Here is a 15,217-nt window from a genome sequence, read left to right on the forward strand (position 1 = left end):
TACGACATGCGCGCAGGCAAACGTAGGGCAATAAGGTTGGGTCAAAGGGTACTAGTGCTGGAGTGGATACGTAAGGCAGGCCAGCCATGACGCGGCTATTTGAGTGCCGAAACAAAACGCTGTCAAGTGAAATTAGTGGTTAAAGGTGTTGGTTAAACCAGCTACAAAAAACGCCCGCTTGTCGATCCAAGCGGGCGTGATGGCAACAGCAATTGAAGAGGGGCTAACTGATTAGCGACGCTTCTGACGCGCCTCTTTGGTTCGGTTAAGCTCGCGCTTTTTAGCCTTCTCTTTATCGCTGGCGCCAGCCATGTTATCGAACGGGTTGCTACCCGAGCGAAACTCGAAGCGTATAGGCGTACCGCGCACCTTGAGCACCTTGCGGAAGGTGTTGGTCAAATAGCGGCGATAGGCTTCGGGTAGCGACTCGGTCTGGTTGCCGTGGACGACGATAATCGGCGGGTTGCTGCCGCCCTGGTGAGCCATGCGCAGTTTAATGCGACGACCATGCACCATCGGAGGCGGGTTTTGGCTGACCGCATCCTGTAGCAGGGTGGTGAGGCGGTTGGTCGACCAGTGAGCATTAGCGGCATCAAAGGCGCGATCAATGGAGGGGTAGAGATCGCCCACCGCCGTGCCGTGCAGGGCAGAGATAAAGTGCAGCTCGGCGTAATCGGCAAAGCCCAGGCGGCGCTTCACTTCCGTGCGCATTTTATCCTTGGCTTCGGTCTCCAGGCCGTCCCACTTGTTGACTGCAAGCACCAGCGCTCGACCGGTGGTCAACACGTAGTCGAGCAGATGCAGATCCTGCTCCACCAACCCACTGGAGCCATCCAGCACCATGATCACTACATGGGACTCTTTGATCGCATCCAGGGTCTTGATGATCGAGAACTTTTCGGCGATTTCACGCACGTTCTTGCGCCGCCTGATGCCCGCCGTATCAATCAATACGTAGGGCTTGCCACGGCGCTCGAAGGGGATCTCGATGGCATCGCGAGTGGTGCCCGCTTCATCAAACACGACCACACGGTCTTCGCCCAGCAGACGATTGACCAGGGTTGATTTGCCCACATTGGGGCGGCCAATCACGCCGATGCGGATGCCTTTGCTACCAGTGTCGGCAGGGATGCTGGCATCGCGTTCGGGAAATGGCTCCAGCACCACATCAATCAGGGTGGACACGTTGCGTCCGTGAGCCGCGGCGATCGGCCAGGGGTCGCCCAGGCCGAGCGACCAGAAGTCACCCATTGCCGAATGCTCTTCCAGCCCATCGGTCTTGTTCACCACCAGCCAGGTTTTTTTCTGGTTAACCCGCAGGTGGTTGGCAATGGCCTGATCTGCAGCGATCAGGCCAGCACGAGCGTCGACCATGAACAGCACGATATCTGCTTCATCGATAGCAGCCAGGGACTGCTCTGCCATCGCGGCGTCGATACCTTCTTCGTCACCGCTGATGCCGCCGGTATCGATGACCGTATAGACCTTATCGCCCAGCATGCCATTGCCATACTTGCGGTCGCGGGTGAGGCCGGGGAAATCGGCCACTAAAGCATCACGCGAGCGCGTCAGGCGATTAAACAACGTCGATTTGCCCACGTTGGGGCGACCGACTAAAGCAATGACGGGTGTCATGGAGTTACTTCCAGGGTTTCCAGGCGACCGTTGTTGGCCTGAACATGAATGGTGCTGCCTTCAGTTACCGGGCGTACGCTGATGCCCGATTTGTGAACTCGCGTGCGGCCCACCAGTGTACCTTCGCGGGCATCAATCAGGTGAACATAACCTTCGAAATCGCCGAATACCAGGCGGCCACCAGCAAAGGCGGGCGCGGTCAACCAGCGGTCTTGAAGATCGTCGTTGCGCCAGACCTCTCTGCCGCTGTTGGCATCGAGGGCGACAACCTGACTGTCGTCGGTCACCACAAACAAGAAGTCACCGACAATAATCGGAGTATGACGACTGGAAATGTCGGCTTCCCACAGTACCGTACCCTGGGTGGCTTCCAGCGACACGACACGGCCGTTATAGCTGGTCACAAACAGGCGGCCATCAGGGGTGATGATGGGTTGGCCGGAAAGATCGACGAGGCGCTCTACTTCGCTACGTCCACGCGGGGTAGCAATCTGCATCTCCCACAGTGGTTGGCCACTGCGGTTATCCAGAGTGGCTAAACGACCGCTGGCCAGACCCACAAAGCTAACCGGGTCAATCACCATCGGTGTGCCTGTTCCGCGCAGCGTCAGTGAGGGCTGCGAGCTGGTATATACCCAGCGCTCGTCACCAGTGTTGCGATCCAGAGCCGTTACGGTGCCATCGACGCTCTGTACCACCAGCAGTTGCTGGTTAGCCTGGGGAGCTGCCAGGACTTCACTCGAGACCCGTGAACGCCAGAGCTCGCTACCATCGCGTTGATCCAGGGCAATGACGTTGCCGTTACGGGTGCCAAGATATAGCTGACCGGCAATCGCGGTTAACGCACTGGAAATCGACGTATCGAGGTCGATTTTCCATTCAGGTTCGCCGCTGTCGGCATTCATCGCCATAACGGTGCCGTTGGCATCCGCCGCAAACACGGTGTCGTCCTCACGGTCGGGAGCGATCGGGTAATGAGCATGGCCCAAACCATCGCCCACCGTGCGCCGCCACTGTGTCTCCAGCGTAGCGGTTTCATCAAAGCTGCGTAGCTCTTTGGGATTATAAGCAGGCTCGCCTTTGCTGGCACAACCCGCCAGCAGCGCTAACGCAAGCGCGCCTATCCCCGCGCGTAACAGCTGCTTTGAAATGCACTGAGTGTTGGAAGTGCTTATCGTCATTGTGTCGCCTCCTCAGCGCCGAGATCGTCAAGCTTGAGCTGCACGCCGTAAAGCGGCTGGTCGTGGGTTTGCGACACTTCTACAGCGGATTTCCAGGCATCGCTCGCTGCATCAGTATCGCCTTGGGCGGCGAACGCATCGCCACGAACGTTCGCCTGCTGAGCGGCGAGGGCATCGGTAATTGGCTTGTCTAACAGCGCCAATGCCTGTTCGGGATTGCCATCTGCAAGCTCTATACGTGCCAGACGCAGCCAGGCAAGGCTTTGTACATAGCGACGCGAAGAGTCTTCGGAAACGCTTTCCAAAGCGGTTCTCGCGCCTTCCAAGTCGTCTTGTTGAACCGCCAGACGCGCTTCTAGCAAGAGTGCGAGTTCGGCGTAGAGCGTGCCACCGTGTTCATCGTTCAGTTCGCTCACCAGATCCCGGGCGCGGGTGATTTGGTCTTCGTTCAGCTCGTCACCCGTCGTGATAGTGACGAGCTGCTGGTAACGCATGGAGGCGGCTTCGGCTTGGCCCTGCTGATAGTTTTGCCAAGCATTCCAGCCGAATACGCCCGCTGCCGCCAGTACCGCACCAGCAATCAACGACATGCCGTTCTCTTTCCACCAGCGCTTAACAGCGTCTAGCTGCTCTTCTTCGCTTCTCAGCTCCACCACGGGCGGGCTCCTGTTTTTCTAAGGTCGTCTTCTAAGGCCATCATCTAAGGCCGTATGGATAAGCATCGACGCCGGGCAGGCAACATGCCTGCCCTGCTCAAGCGTATGAAGGCTTAAGCGTTGGTGGTTAATAGACCGCGCAACGTCTGGCTTAGTGCCGCTTGAGGCACACGCTGCTGTTCGCGATCATCGCGCAGAAACTTGAGTGTGGCCGACTGCGTGGTAACTTCATCTTCGCCGAGCAGGATCGCCATCGGGGCATTACTTTTATCGGCTTTCTTGATACGGCTTTTAAAACTGCCGCCGCCGCAATGCAGCTGTAAACGCAGTTCAGGCAGTTCGTTGCGTAGCTGTTCCGCCAGGGTGATGGCGGCCGTCGTGGCGTTATCATCCATCGGTAACAGATATACATCGCAGCCGCCGAGCGCATCGGCAGGGATTAGCTCAAGGGTCTCAAGCAACAAAATGAGCCGCTCGATACCCATCGCAAAGCCCACCGCGGGGGTTGGTTTGCCGCCTAGCTGCTCAACCAGACCATCATAGCGTCCGCCTGCGCACACCGTGCCCTGACTACCCAGCGCCGTTGTTGTCCACTCGAACACCGTTCGGCAGTAGTAATCGAGCCCGCGTACCAAGCGTGGATTGATCACATAATTAATCCCCGCCGCTTCAAGCATGGTCGTTAGCTGCTCAAAGTGTTCCCGGGACTCGTCGTCCAAGTGATCCATCAACTGTGGCGCCGCATCCAGCATCTCGGCCATGGCCGGATTCTTGGAGTCAAGAATGCGGAGCGGGTTGCTGGTCAAGCGGCGCTTGGAGTCTTCATCGAGTAGCTCATGGTGCTGCTCGAAATAAGCGACCAGGGTGTCGCGATAAGCCGCACGCGCCTCAGACGAGCCCAATGAATTGAGCTCTAGCGTTACATGCTCCATCAGCCCCAGTTCTTCCCATAGACGTGCCGACAGCAGAATGACTTCGGCATCAATATCCGGGCCGTCAAAACCAAAGGTCTCAACGCCAATCTGATGGAACTGGCGATAGCGGCCTTTTTGCGGGCGCTCATAGCGAAACATGGGGCCCTGATACCATAGACGCTGAGTCTGGTTGTAAAGCAGACCATGCTCCATCGCTGCACGAACACAGCTAGCGGTGCCTTCAGGACGCAGTGTCAAACTTTCGTCGTTGCGATCATCGAAGGTGTACATCTCTTTTTCGACGATATCGGTCACTTCACCGATTGAGCGCGCAAACAGTGCGGTCTGCTCGACGATAGGGGTGCGGATTTCGTTGAAACCATAACGCAGCATTAGCGTGCGTACTTTAGCTTCAAAAAACTGCCAGCGCGGGCTATCGGCGGGCAGTAAGTCATTCATGCCACGTATCGCTTGAATCTTTTTAACGGCGGACTTACTCAATGAAAACTCCTTATTCTGCCATCAGGCATGGTTTGCCTTAAGTGGCAGCTAACCCCAGCAAGTTAAACGCTGCGGGCAATCATATCGTCTTGCTGTTGCTGTTTTTCACGCACCTTGTCACGAATCAACCGCTCAAGGTCGTCCACCAAGTGGTCGTTGCGAAGCTTGCTGGCTGGCTTGCCATCGATATAGACCAAGTTCGCTGGGCTGCCCCCCGTCAAACCGATATCGGTCTCCTTCGCTTCGCCTGGGCCATTGACGACACAGCCGATGACGGACACGTTCAACGGTGTCATGACGTCTTCCAGGCGTTCCTCAAGCTGGTTCATGGTGCTGATTACGTCAAAATTCTGGCGCGAGCAACTGGGGCAGGCAATAAAGTTGATACCTTTCGAGCGCAGCTTGAGGCTTCGCAACATATCAAAGCCGACCTTGATTTCCTCCACTGGATCGGCTGCCAACGACACGCGAATGGTGTCGCCGATACCGTCCATCAGCAGCATGCCCAGGCCAATCGATGACTTCACCGTGCCGGAGCGCAGCCCGCCCGCTTCGGTAATACCCAGGTGCAGCGGTTGCTCAATACGCGCGGCAAGGTCCCGGTAAGCGGCTACGGCCATAAATACATCCGAGGCTTTAACGCTAACTTTGAAATCAGGAAAATCGAGGCGGTCGAGATAGTCAATGTGGCGCATGGCGGACTCCACCAACGCGGCAGGCGTTGGTTCGCCATATTTTTTCTGTAGGTCTTTTTCTAACGAGCCCGCATTAACGCCGATACGAATCGGAATGCCATGATCGCGTGCTGCGCTGACCACCGCGCGTACACGGTCTTCGCGGCCAATATTGCCGGGGTTGATGCGCAGGCAATCGACGCCAAGTTCAGCAACGCGCAGGGCAATCTTGTAATCAAAATGAATATCGGCAACGAGGGGTACATTGACGAGCTTCTTGATTTGACCAAAGGTTTCAGCGGCGTCCATATCGGGTACCGATACGCGTACGATATCGGCACCGGCGGCTTCTAACTGCTGAATCTGCGCCACGGTGGCGGCTACATCCAGCGTGTCGGTATTGGTCATGCTTTGGACGGCAATGGGGGCATCACCGCCGACCGCTACATTTCCCACATGGATCTGGCGGGACAGGCGGCGTTTTATCGGAGAAGGGGCGTGCATAGGACGGATCACTCTCCCAAGGTGAATCGGGCAACATTGTTGGCACCGGCGCGGGCGGGAAGATCAACTTCCTCACCGAGGTAGCGTAGCTCAACGCCGGTGGCATTACCCACGGTTAAACGAAACGGAGGCTCGCCTTCGACGGTAGTCGAGGTGCCAGGCGATTGCAGGCCAACGAAGACACGTTGGTTGGTGGCATCAAAAATTTCAGTCCACGACTGTTCGTTGAACGTCAGTTCTAGCACGTTGGCATTGGCGTTCTGCGCGGCAGCCGCGGGTTGTTCGCTATCCGCGGTGCTGGCCTGGTCAGCGCTGGCTTGTTCAGAAGCATCTTGTTCAGCGTTAACAGAGGTAGTGCCAGCCTGTTCGGCAGCGCCTGTAACATCGCGTCCAGCGGCGCTGTTATTGCTGTTCATTGCTGACTCGTCGGCCCCGACAATCGCATCCACGCCGTCTTCTCCAGTGGTGGATGATGCCACGTCGTTAGGCGAATTACTGGGCAGCGAGGCACTTTCATCGCCATTAGTGAAGCTTGAATCAGGCGTCGTGGACGCTTGCTCTACATCTGCGGGGCCATTGGCTGGCGCATTAGCGGTCTCTTCCGTCGTTGTCGAGCCAAAGCCGGGTGGTTCGTTGCCACCCCGGCTTTGCCACCACATCACGGTCACGGCAATCAGCGCAACGATCACCAACAGGGTAACCAGTTTGAACAGCCAAGCACCGATGCGAGAAGGCGGCCTTGCTGTCGATACTGGCGAGACTTTACGTTCGGTATCGATACTGCCATTGCGCGCTTGATAAGCCTCAAGCACTAAACGGTCATCCATGCCCAGGTATTTGGCATAAGCACGCAGATAGCCCCGCCGGTAAGCGGCAACAGGAATCTCTTGGTAATTATCCTGCTCAAGCCCTCCTACTACGGCGGGTCGCAAATTTAGCGCCTGCGCTGCATCGGCGAGAGGAATGCCGAGCTGCTCGCGCTGGCGAGACAAAAGCTCACCGGGCGACGCGGTAGAACTGGTGTTATCAATAACGCTTTCTTGTGACTGTGTATCGCTCATAGCTGAGCATCCTTCATTAAATAAGCGGTGATCAGGACATTAATTCGTCAGTCGCTGCCAAGCATGCGTTGATATTCAGCAGCCACATCAGGTTCGCCGCGTGCTTGGGCGATATCAGCTGCCATGGTTATTGCTGCTTGGTCGGGCTCGGCAAGCTGTAAATACGTTTGCAGCGGTGCCCAGGCCTGAGCGTAATTGCCCTGCGTATATTCGAGTTCAGCTAACATCAAATAGCCGCGTGCATTGCGCGGATCAATACTCTGCGCGCGCGATAATCGGGCGCGCGCTTTATCAATGTCGTCCAGCGCCATATAACACTGCCCTAAGTTGGTAAATAGCTGGGCACGGTTGGCGTACTGGGCATCTTGTGATGCAATTTCTAACTGTTCACAGGCGGGCTTGTATTGACCTTGACCGTATAAGAATGCCGCATAGTTGTTACGTGCGCGGGTAAAGTCAGGTTCGGCGTCAACCGCCTGTTGAAAATAGTCGTTGGCAAGCGAACTCTCACCCTGGCGTTGGTACACCAGTGCCAGTGCTTGAAGCGCTTCTGCGTTGCGTGGCGCAATTTCAAGCGCCCGGTCTAGGGCGTTGAGGGCGCGGGGAAGATTATTACGCTCCAGATAGGCAACGCCAAGCTGTGTATAGGCATCGGATGCTGCAGGGTTAGCTTGTGGTGACAAGGGGGTGGACGAGGCACAGCCGGCTAACCACAGGCTACCGATAAGCACGGTAAGCATGGGCACCCGAGAGGGGTGTTGGCGCCTGCGGTGAGCGATCATGTAAATCCTCTTGTGGTGAACGTCCAACTGCCAATAAAACGCTACAAATGGTTAGCAGCACAACACTAACTAAAAACCGTGACCATCAAAGCGCCGTGACAAGCGGAAGTCAAGATAAGCCCTGTTTTATGCATGTTAACCGACGCCGCAAGGCATTAATCGGCATCTAGCTGTACTGACTGGATATAGCGGGCGCTGCGCTTGGTGCGATCTTTGACTCTTCCCACCAGCTGGCCACAAGCGGCGTCAATGTCTTCGCCTCGCGTTGTTCTTACCGTCGCGTTATAGCCCAAGTCGTAAAGCCACTGCTGAAAACGCATCACCTGATTGCGTGAAGGTTTTTCATAGCCTGAATTCGGGAACGGATTAAACGGTATTAAATTGATCTTGCAGGGCAGCTCTTTAAGCAATGCGGCGAGCTGCTCGGCATGTTCTTGCTGATCATTTACGTCTTTGATCAGCGTGTACTCAATGGTGACCTGCCGATTATCCGGGCACTTAGCCAAGTAGCGGTGGCAGGCGTCCAACAACGCACGAATATTATATTTGCGGTTGATAGGCACCAGTTCGTTGCGCAACTCGTCGGTGGAGGCATGCAGCGAAATCGCCAAGCTGACGTCCATTTCATCGCCGAGTTTGTCGATCATAGGCACGACGCCTGAGGTCGATAGCGTGACGCGGCGCTTGGAAAGCCCATAGCCGTTATCGTCAAGCATCAGCTTCATGGCAGGCACAACGTTGTCAAAGTTAAGCAACGGTTCGCCCATGCCCATCATGACCACATTGGTCACCGGGCGATTGGCGGTATCACGCCGAGGCCCTACGCTGCGCTGGGCAACCCACACCTGGCCAATAATTTCCGCCGCCGTCAAATTGCGCTGAAAGCCTTGTTTGCCAGTGGAGCAGAAGCTGCAGTCCAGCGAGCAGCCGACCTGTGAAGAGACGCATAGCGTGCGCCGCTTACCATTCTCGGCCGGAATCAATACGGTCTCGACGTAGCTGCCGTCTTCCACTTCCAGCACCCACTTGCGAGTGCCGTCACTGGAGGTGCCTTCGTAGATCACCCCTGGGCCACGAATTTCTGCCACTCGGGCCAATTTTTCACGCAGCGGCTTGGACAGATTCGTCATGGCAGCAAAGTCGTCGCTGCCTTCTTGATGAATCCACTTCATCAGCTGCGCAGCACGAAACTTCTTCTCGCCAATCGACAAAAAGAAGGCTTCCATCTGCTCGCGGGACATGCCAAGCAAATTATGACGTTTAGGCGCTGCCTGTGGGGCTGGCGCGCTGGTGGCGTCTGATTGGGGAGTGGGCGTATGTTGGGCTACAGTGGTGGTCATGGCGGTCAGCGTTAAAGAAAGGGGCGGGGGACGAACCCCCGCAAAATGGCCGGCAACTGACGTAGAGATGACGGCGCTAACGTGTCGCTTTAGCGCGGGCAGATTTCGTCGTTACCAAAGAAATAAGTAATTTCACGCTCGGCGCTTTCAGGAGAATCTGAACCATGGACAGCATTGGCGTCGATTGTTTCCGCAAAGTCAGCGCGAATAGTGCCGGGGGCAGCTTCTTTTGGATTCGTAGCACCCATTAGGTCGCGGTTTTTAGCAATCGCGCCTTCACCTTCCAGTACCTGGACTACTACCGGGCCGGAGGTCATGAAACCTACCAGGTCTTTAAAGAACGGACGCTCTTTGTGTTCTGCATAAAAGCCGCCAGCTTTCTCTTCAGAGAGGTGTACCATCTTGGCAGCAACAACCTTCAGGTCAGCTTTTTCAAAGCGGGCAATAATCTCGCCAATGGCATTTTTGGCAACGGCATCGGGCTTGATAATAGAAAGAGTGCGTTCAGTAGCCATGTTAAAGGTCTCCTTGATAAAAGCGATTAAGCAAAAATTGCCGCCACAGCAAGCCAGGGCAGCCCATAAATTCGGCGTATAGCGATTCAGCAGCTAACGGTCTCATCATCCACGGGGACGCCCCGACTGCCTGAGTTGGGTATCCAAGGGGCGCGATTATAGCGCTTAAGCCAGGGGATGAATACCGATGATGAAATGTGTTGACGTAAAGCCTAAACAGTAAAGCTTTCGCCGCAACCGCACTCATCTTTGACGTTAGGGTTATTGAAGCGGAAAAACCGGTTCAGGCCTTCGCTCACGTAGTCCACTTCGCTGCCATTGAGCATCTCGACGGCGTCAGGGGCCACATAAACACTGGCGCCATGCGCTTCGAAATGGACTTCCTCGGCGCTGACGCTGTCGGCAAAATCGAGTACGTAGCTGTAGCCGGAGCAGCCGCTTGGTTTAACCGAGACGCGCAGGCCGAGCCCTTGCCCACGTTCATCAAGCACGTGACGAATCTGTTGTGCGGCAGCTGGGGTGATGTTGAGTGTTGCCATGGGGCGTTCTCCTTTAAAATAGTCAGCTAATCAACCGCTTAGTGTTAAGAGGTTCGTAAGCTGCTCACCGCTTGACGTATTAGCGTAAGCGCATAATCAATCTCGGCTTCGGTCGTAAAGCGACCAAAGCTAAAGCGTAGCGACGAAAGCGCCAACGAGCGTGGCGTACCGATACCCAGCAGAACGTATGAAGGGTCTACACTGGCCGAATTACAGGCCGAGCCGGTGGAGACGGCGACATCGCGCAGCGCCATTAGTAGTGATTCACCCTCGACGCCTTTAAACGAGAGATTGAGTATATGCGGTACCGCCCGGGCTGTCGGGCCGCCTAGCGGTGTGTTGGCAAAAACGTCCTCGACGTCTTCAAGGCCGCGTAAAAAACGCGCCTGTAAACGTTTGATATGGGCGTTATCGTCATCATACTGCTGTTGCATCACTGCGAAAGCTTCGCCCATGCCAGCGATCTGGTGCGTGGGCAGGGTGCCGGAACGCATACCGCGTTCGTGGCCGCCGCCATGAATCAGCGCTTCAACGCGGATGTCGGGGTGACGCCTCACATAGAGCGCTCCCACGCCTTTCGGGCCATAGGTTTTGTGGCCTGAGAGCGACATCAGGTCAATCTCTTGAGCCACTACGTCTAACGGAATGCGACCAACCGCCTGAGCGGCATCGGTATGAAAGGCCGCGCCAAACTCGTGAGCAACGGCCGCTAGGCCCGCTATATCGTTAATGCTGCCCAGTTCGTTGTTCACTGCCATCAGAGACACTAGCGCCGTGTCGTCGCGCATCGCCGCCCGCAGCTGTTCGGGCTGAATGCAGCCATCACTGCCGGGTGTCAGCCAGGTGACCTCAAAGCCCTCTTTTTCCAGCGCATGAGCAGTATCGACAATCGCTTTATGTTCAATGGTCGACGTCACCAGGTGCAAGCCGCGCTCACGATTGGCGCGCATGAAACCAATCAATGCGAGGTTATCTGCCTCGGTGGCGCCGCTGGTCCAGACAATTTCGCGAGGGTCGGCGCCAATCGTGTCGGCCACTTGGCGACGCGCCTGTTCAACCACCTGTTCCGCCTGCCAGCCAAGCATATGGCTACGCGAGGCGGGGTTGGCAAATAGCTGATCAACCGTCAGATAGCGCTGCATAACCTCGACCACGCGAGCATCCGCCGGCGCGGTGGCGGCGTAATCCAGGTAAATGGGCAGCGAAGGTGTCGTCATCGTTAAGATCCGGCGGTTGATAGGTGTATTAAGTCGGCTGAGTTAGCTCAAGGAGATGAGGCAAGAATGCCCGCTTCGGCGCGCTGTCTCTGGCGCGTCGCAATACGTATGACATCAGGACGCAGCATCAGTTGCGCCAGCGTCATATCGTCAAGGAAATGGCGAATTTGGACAGAAAGCTCGCACCACAAGTGATGCGTCAAGCAGGTATCGCCTTGCTGGCAGTCTGAAAGCCCCTGACAACGGGTGGCGTCTACGCTCTCGTTTACCGCGTCAATGACGTTGGACACACTAATCTCATCGGGTGACTGAGATAGCAGGTAGCCACCACCAGGGCCGCGCACGCTATTCACCAGACCTGCACGGCGCAGGCGAGCAAAAAGCTGCTCTAAGTAAGAGAGCGATATCTCTTGACGCTGGGAGATATCGCCTAGGCTGGTCGGGCCGTTGTGGGCATGCAAGGCTAAATCAAGCATGGCGGTAACGGCGTAACGGCCTTTGGTGGTCAGGCGCATGGCAAGCCTCTCGACGCTGAACGTTCAGCGCACTAACGGCAAATGTGTCGCCATTATGGGAAAACCTGAGTGCTTTGGTCAACCATTACGCGGTGGTCGTGTTGATTGCTTGGTGTCCGGCTTGTCGGAGGTGGCCGCCGAGTCGCGCTCGCCAGTCGCTGGGCAGCCGGTATCATGCTCCTCCAGAACGCTGGCAAAATCTTCATTGCGCAGCGCCGGTAACTGGCCGTCTCGGTAGTTGTCGTCTAGCTTGCGCAGGGTGGAACACATGCGCTCGATGCGCTCATCCACCGCGTGCATATGGTCGAGCATGGCCTGCATGGAGCGAGCGACAGGGTCGGGCATGTCCTGGCTGACGCCATACGCGTCAAAGCCAAATTTCTGGCAAATGGCTTCGCGCCGGGCAGGATCGATATCCAACGCTTCTTCCACGTCGGGGTCGGTGCGCTGAACAATTTTTCCTGGAATGCCGACCACGGTGGCTCCCGGCGGCACTTCTTTGGTAACCACCGCATTCGAGCCTATTTTCGCACCAGCACCGACCGAGAAGGGGCCCAATATTTTAGCCCCGGCGCCCACAATGACACCGTCGCCCAAGGTTGGATGGCGCTTGCCCTTGTTCCAGCTAGTGCCGCCCAGCGTCACGCCTTGATAGAGAGTGACGTTATCCCCGACGAGGGCCGTTTCACCAATGACCACGCCCATGCCGTGGTCGATAAAAAAGCGCCGACCAATCGTGGCACCAGGATGAATTTCAATGCCGGTAAGCCAGCGTGAGAAGGTCGACAGCGTTCGCGCCAGCCATTTAAGGTTTTTCTTCCACAGCCAATGACCGCAACGATGCAGTAACAGTGCGTGCAGGCCTGGGTAGTTAGTTAGCACCTCAAGAAAGTTACGTGCGGCTGGGTCGCGGTCAAATACGCTGTTGATGTCTTCACGTAGACGTTGAAACATGAGGTGATCCTTGGGCAGTGCAGTAGAGGTGCGGTCACTAATTACCAGCTGACGTCCGTATACATAGCATTAAGTAACGTAGCGCATGAAGGAAGCTGCGCATCAAGCGAATGAAACCGGTTTGAGAAATGGGGGCGAACGCCGCTTTCTTCAAGTTAACCGCTTACGCGCAGGCGCTTCACATTCAATGCGCTAAGGTTTGGGTTGCCGGGTATTCGTGGCTTTCTCGGTAGCGGATAAAATGCCACGTAAAATATTCATTTCCATACGCTCGGGCCGGGCGCGCAGATAGAGGCGGCGTAGTCTCGCCATTAGCTGGCGCGGCTGAGCAGGGTCGTGAAACTCGATCCCCACCAGCGTGCGTTCTAAATGCTCAAAATAACGCTCAAGCTCTTCATGGGTGGCCAGGTCATCGTCATCAGCCGTGGCTGTAGGCGCATCCGCTTGGTCATCTGCTTGGCTAAGCCATGCCATACGGCACTCATACGCTAATACCTGAACCGCTGCGGCTAAATTGAGCGAGCTGAAATCGGCATTGGTCGGAATATGCACGTGCGCATGGCAGCGCTGCAGCTCGGCATTGGTGAGGCCACTGTCTTCACGGCCAAACACCAGCGCCACGCGAGCATCAACAGACGCGCACTCAGACGGCAGACGATCAGCTAACTCACGGGGAGAAAGCATGGGCCAGGGCAGCGTGCGCGAGCGGGCACTGGCACCTACGGCTAACGTGCAGTCAGCCACGGCGTCTTCAAGGGTGGCGTGGACACTGGCTTGGTGGAGCAGATGATCGGCGCCGGAGGCACGTGAAATACTGTCCTGAGTAATCACCTCGCAGCGAGGGGCAACAAGGGCTAAATCTGCCAAGCCCATATTGTGCATGGCGCGTGCTACGCCGCCGATATTACCAGGATGGCTGGTGCCGATTAAAACAATGCGGATGCGTTCAAGCATGATAAGGCTCGGTAAAATAGGGCTTTGTTAATTAAGTACGCTAATAAGAACAGGCGATCATCAAGGCGTAAAACGCGCAGTCTAGCATGAGTCGGTGGTATGCCCGAGAGTGGTCTGCTAGAATTGCGCGCCAAAGGCGGCACCTGCGCCTATGTTTGCTCTCCTCTAGCATCACGTTCTTTAACATCACTGTCACAAGGCCCGATCATGAATCCGATGGTCCAATTTACGTTGCGTGCAGCACGCAGCGCTGTTGAACACTTCCTACGCGTACGCGAACGTATTGAAAACGCTCATGAAGAATTTAACCTTGACCGCCTGCTCGACGAAACGGCGCGCAAGGCCGAAGCGACGATTGTTCAGCAGTTGGAGCGCGGTTACCCCCAGCACGGTATTACCGGCCGCTTTACACCGCACCGCGCGGGTGAAGGCGAAGGGGCGGACATCGTCTGGAAAATCGAACCCATGCACGGTTATTCCAATTTAGCCGTTGCCGGTAAGGGCTTTGCACTGTCAGTGGTGTGTCTTATCAAAGGTCGTCCCGAACACGCCGTCATTATCTGCCCGTTCTCCGACGACGAATATATCGCCAGCCGCGGTCGCGGCGCCCAGCATAACGACAAGCGTATGCGCGTTAGTAAGCCTACCGCCATTAGCGGTACCCGCATGGCCATGAGCCTGCCAGAAGCTTGGCTGCGCCCACGCCATCTGCCTGCCTACCTGACGGTTACCCAGCAAATTGCTCCCCAGGTGGAAACCCTGCTGGCGACGGGCTGTGGGTTGCTGGATTTATGCGAATTGGCCACTGGCCGCGTCGACAGTGCGTTTGTGATGGGCCTTGAAGAACAGGATATGCAGGTCGGTACGCTGTTCCTGAAAGAAGCCGGTGCCTTGATGGGAACCCCAGACGGCCAACCCACGGTGAAAGTGGAAGGGCAACTGATGGCGGCCGGCCCGCGGCTTTATAAAGCGTTGATCAAACAGTTAACGCCGCATTTTTAAAGCCTCATGAATTCCTCGTCGCTCTTTCTATCGGGCACGGGTATTTGCCTTAAAGACAAAGAGACACAGAAGTAATCATATAGCTGCGCTCAGTGCATCTATCCATGCTTCTGCGACGCCCTATCTCCACGCCCTATCTCCACGGTAGGGCGTTTTTGTTGGTGTCTCATCGGTTCCTGCACCTAGTTTCCTGCATTCTTTATTGCGGTTTGTTCCCCCTTGTTCTGCTAACCCTATTAATAGCGATCGTGACGCTCACCGGTCGGGCAATAA

The 15,217-nt window shown here is 56.1% G+C and carries 15 protein-coding genes; 1 reads left to right on the forward strand and 14 read right to left on the reverse strand.

Going from position 1 to position 15,217, the window contains the following annotated elements:
- Window positions 1-231 precede the first annotated feature (231 nt).
- From der to trmJ, 14 genes are all read right to left on the reverse strand, one after another.
- Window positions 232-1,635, reverse strand: a complete 1,404-nt coding sequence (gene der / locus ACFFLD_RS05825) for a ribosome biogenesis GTPase Der (RefSeq protein WP_386037935.1) — start codon at window positions 1,633-1,635, stop codon at window positions 232-234.
- Window positions 1,632-2,816, reverse strand: a complete 1,185-nt coding sequence (gene bamB, locus ACFFLD_RS05830; RefSeq protein WP_386037938.1) for an outer membrane protein assembly factor BamB — start codon at window positions 2,814-2,816, stop codon at window positions 1,632-1,634. Before bamB ends, der begins: the two co-directional genes overlap by 4 nt.
- Window positions 2,813-3,472: a YfgM family protein gene (locus tag ACFFLD_RS05835; protein WP_386037941.1), complete on the reverse strand. Its 660-nt coding sequence runs from the start codon at window positions 3,470-3,472 to the stop codon at window positions 2,813-2,815. Before ACFFLD_RS05835 ends, bamB begins: the two co-directional genes overlap by 4 nt.
- Before the next feature lie 113 nt (window positions 3,473-3,585).
- Window positions 3,586-4,887, reverse strand: coding sequence for a histidine--tRNA ligase (hisS, locus tag ACFFLD_RS05840; RefSeq protein ID WP_386037944.1), 1,302 nt, complete (start codon window positions 4,885-4,887; stop codon window positions 3,586-3,588).
- Window positions 4,888-4,949: 62 nt separating this feature from the next.
- Complete coding sequence (gene ispG, locus ACFFLD_RS05845) at window positions 4,950-6,065, reverse strand: flavodoxin-dependent (E)-4-hydroxy-3-methylbut-2-enyl-diphosphate synthase (RefSeq protein WP_386037947.1); 1,116 nt, start codon at window positions 6,063-6,065, stop codon at window positions 4,950-4,952.
- Between the two features lie 8 nt (window positions 6,066-6,073).
- Entirely contained in the window at window positions 6,074-7,126 is a 1,053-nt protein-coding gene (locus ACFFLD_RS05850) for a RodZ domain-containing protein (RefSeq protein WP_386037950.1), read from the reverse strand.
- Window positions 7,127-7,173: 47 nt separating this feature from the next.
- A complete protein-coding gene (gene pilW / locus ACFFLD_RS05855) occupies window positions 7,174-7,908 on the reverse strand; it encodes a type IV pilus biogenesis/stability protein PilW (RefSeq protein ID WP_386037953.1) in 735 nt (244 codons plus the stop codon).
- A 155-nt stretch (window positions 7,909-8,063) separates the two neighbouring features.
- Window positions 8,064-9,248: a 23S rRNA (adenine(2503)-C(2))-methyltransferase RlmN gene (rlmN, locus tag ACFFLD_RS05860; protein ID WP_386037956.1), complete on the reverse strand. Its 1,185-nt coding sequence runs from the start codon at window positions 9,246-9,248 to the stop codon at window positions 8,064-8,066.
- 89 nt (window positions 9,249-9,337) lie between these two features.
- The gene (gene ndk, locus ACFFLD_RS05865) at window positions 9,338-9,763 is read right to left on the reverse strand and encodes a nucleoside-diphosphate kinase (RefSeq protein ID WP_386037959.1); all 426 of its coding nucleotides are present in this window, start codon (window positions 9,761-9,763) and stop codon (window positions 9,338-9,340) included.
- Between the two features lie 212 nt (window positions 9,764-9,975).
- A complete protein-coding gene (locus tag ACFFLD_RS05870) occupies window positions 9,976-10,302 on the reverse strand; it encodes a HesB/IscA family protein (protein ID WP_386037962.1) in 327 nt (108 codons plus the stop codon).
- 44 nt (window positions 10,303-10,346) lie between these two features.
- Complete coding sequence (locus tag ACFFLD_RS05875) at window positions 10,347-11,519, reverse strand: aminotransferase class V-fold PLP-dependent enzyme (RefSeq protein ID WP_386037965.1); 1,173 nt, start codon at window positions 11,517-11,519, stop codon at window positions 10,347-10,349.
- A gap of 47 nt (window positions 11,520-11,566) precedes the next feature.
- Window positions 11,567-12,034, reverse strand: coding sequence for a Fe-S cluster assembly transcriptional regulator IscR (iscR, locus tag ACFFLD_RS05880; protein WP_386037968.1), 468 nt, complete (start codon window positions 12,032-12,034; stop codon window positions 11,567-11,569).
- A 78-nt stretch (window positions 12,035-12,112) separates the two neighbouring features.
- Window positions 12,113-12,988: a serine O-acetyltransferase gene (gene cysE, locus ACFFLD_RS05885; protein ID WP_386037971.1), complete on the reverse strand. Its 876-nt coding sequence runs from the start codon at window positions 12,986-12,988 to the stop codon at window positions 12,113-12,115.
- A gap of 192 nt (window positions 12,989-13,180) precedes the next feature.
- The gene (gene trmJ / locus ACFFLD_RS05890) at window positions 13,181-13,942 is read right to left on the reverse strand and encodes a tRNA (cytosine(32)/uridine(32)-2'-O)-methyltransferase TrmJ (RefSeq protein WP_386037974.1); all 762 of its coding nucleotides are present in this window, start codon (window positions 13,940-13,942) and stop codon (window positions 13,181-13,183) included.
- A 207-nt stretch (window positions 13,943-14,149) separates the two neighbouring features.
- On the opposite strand from trmJ, the gene ACFFLD_RS05895 reads away from it, so the two are divergent.
- Window positions 14,150-14,944 carry an inositol monophosphatase family protein gene (locus tag ACFFLD_RS05895; RefSeq protein ID WP_386037977.1) on the forward strand — a complete coding sequence of 265 codons (795 nt, stop codon included), beginning with the start codon at window positions 14,150-14,152 and terminating at the stop codon, window positions 14,942-14,944.
- Window positions 14,945-15,217: the final 273 nt, after the last annotated feature.

Source organism: Vreelandella sulfidaeris, assembly GCF_042429665.1.
Classification (GTDB): Bacteria; Pseudomonadota; Gammaproteobacteria; order Pseudomonadales; family Halomonadaceae; genus Vreelandella.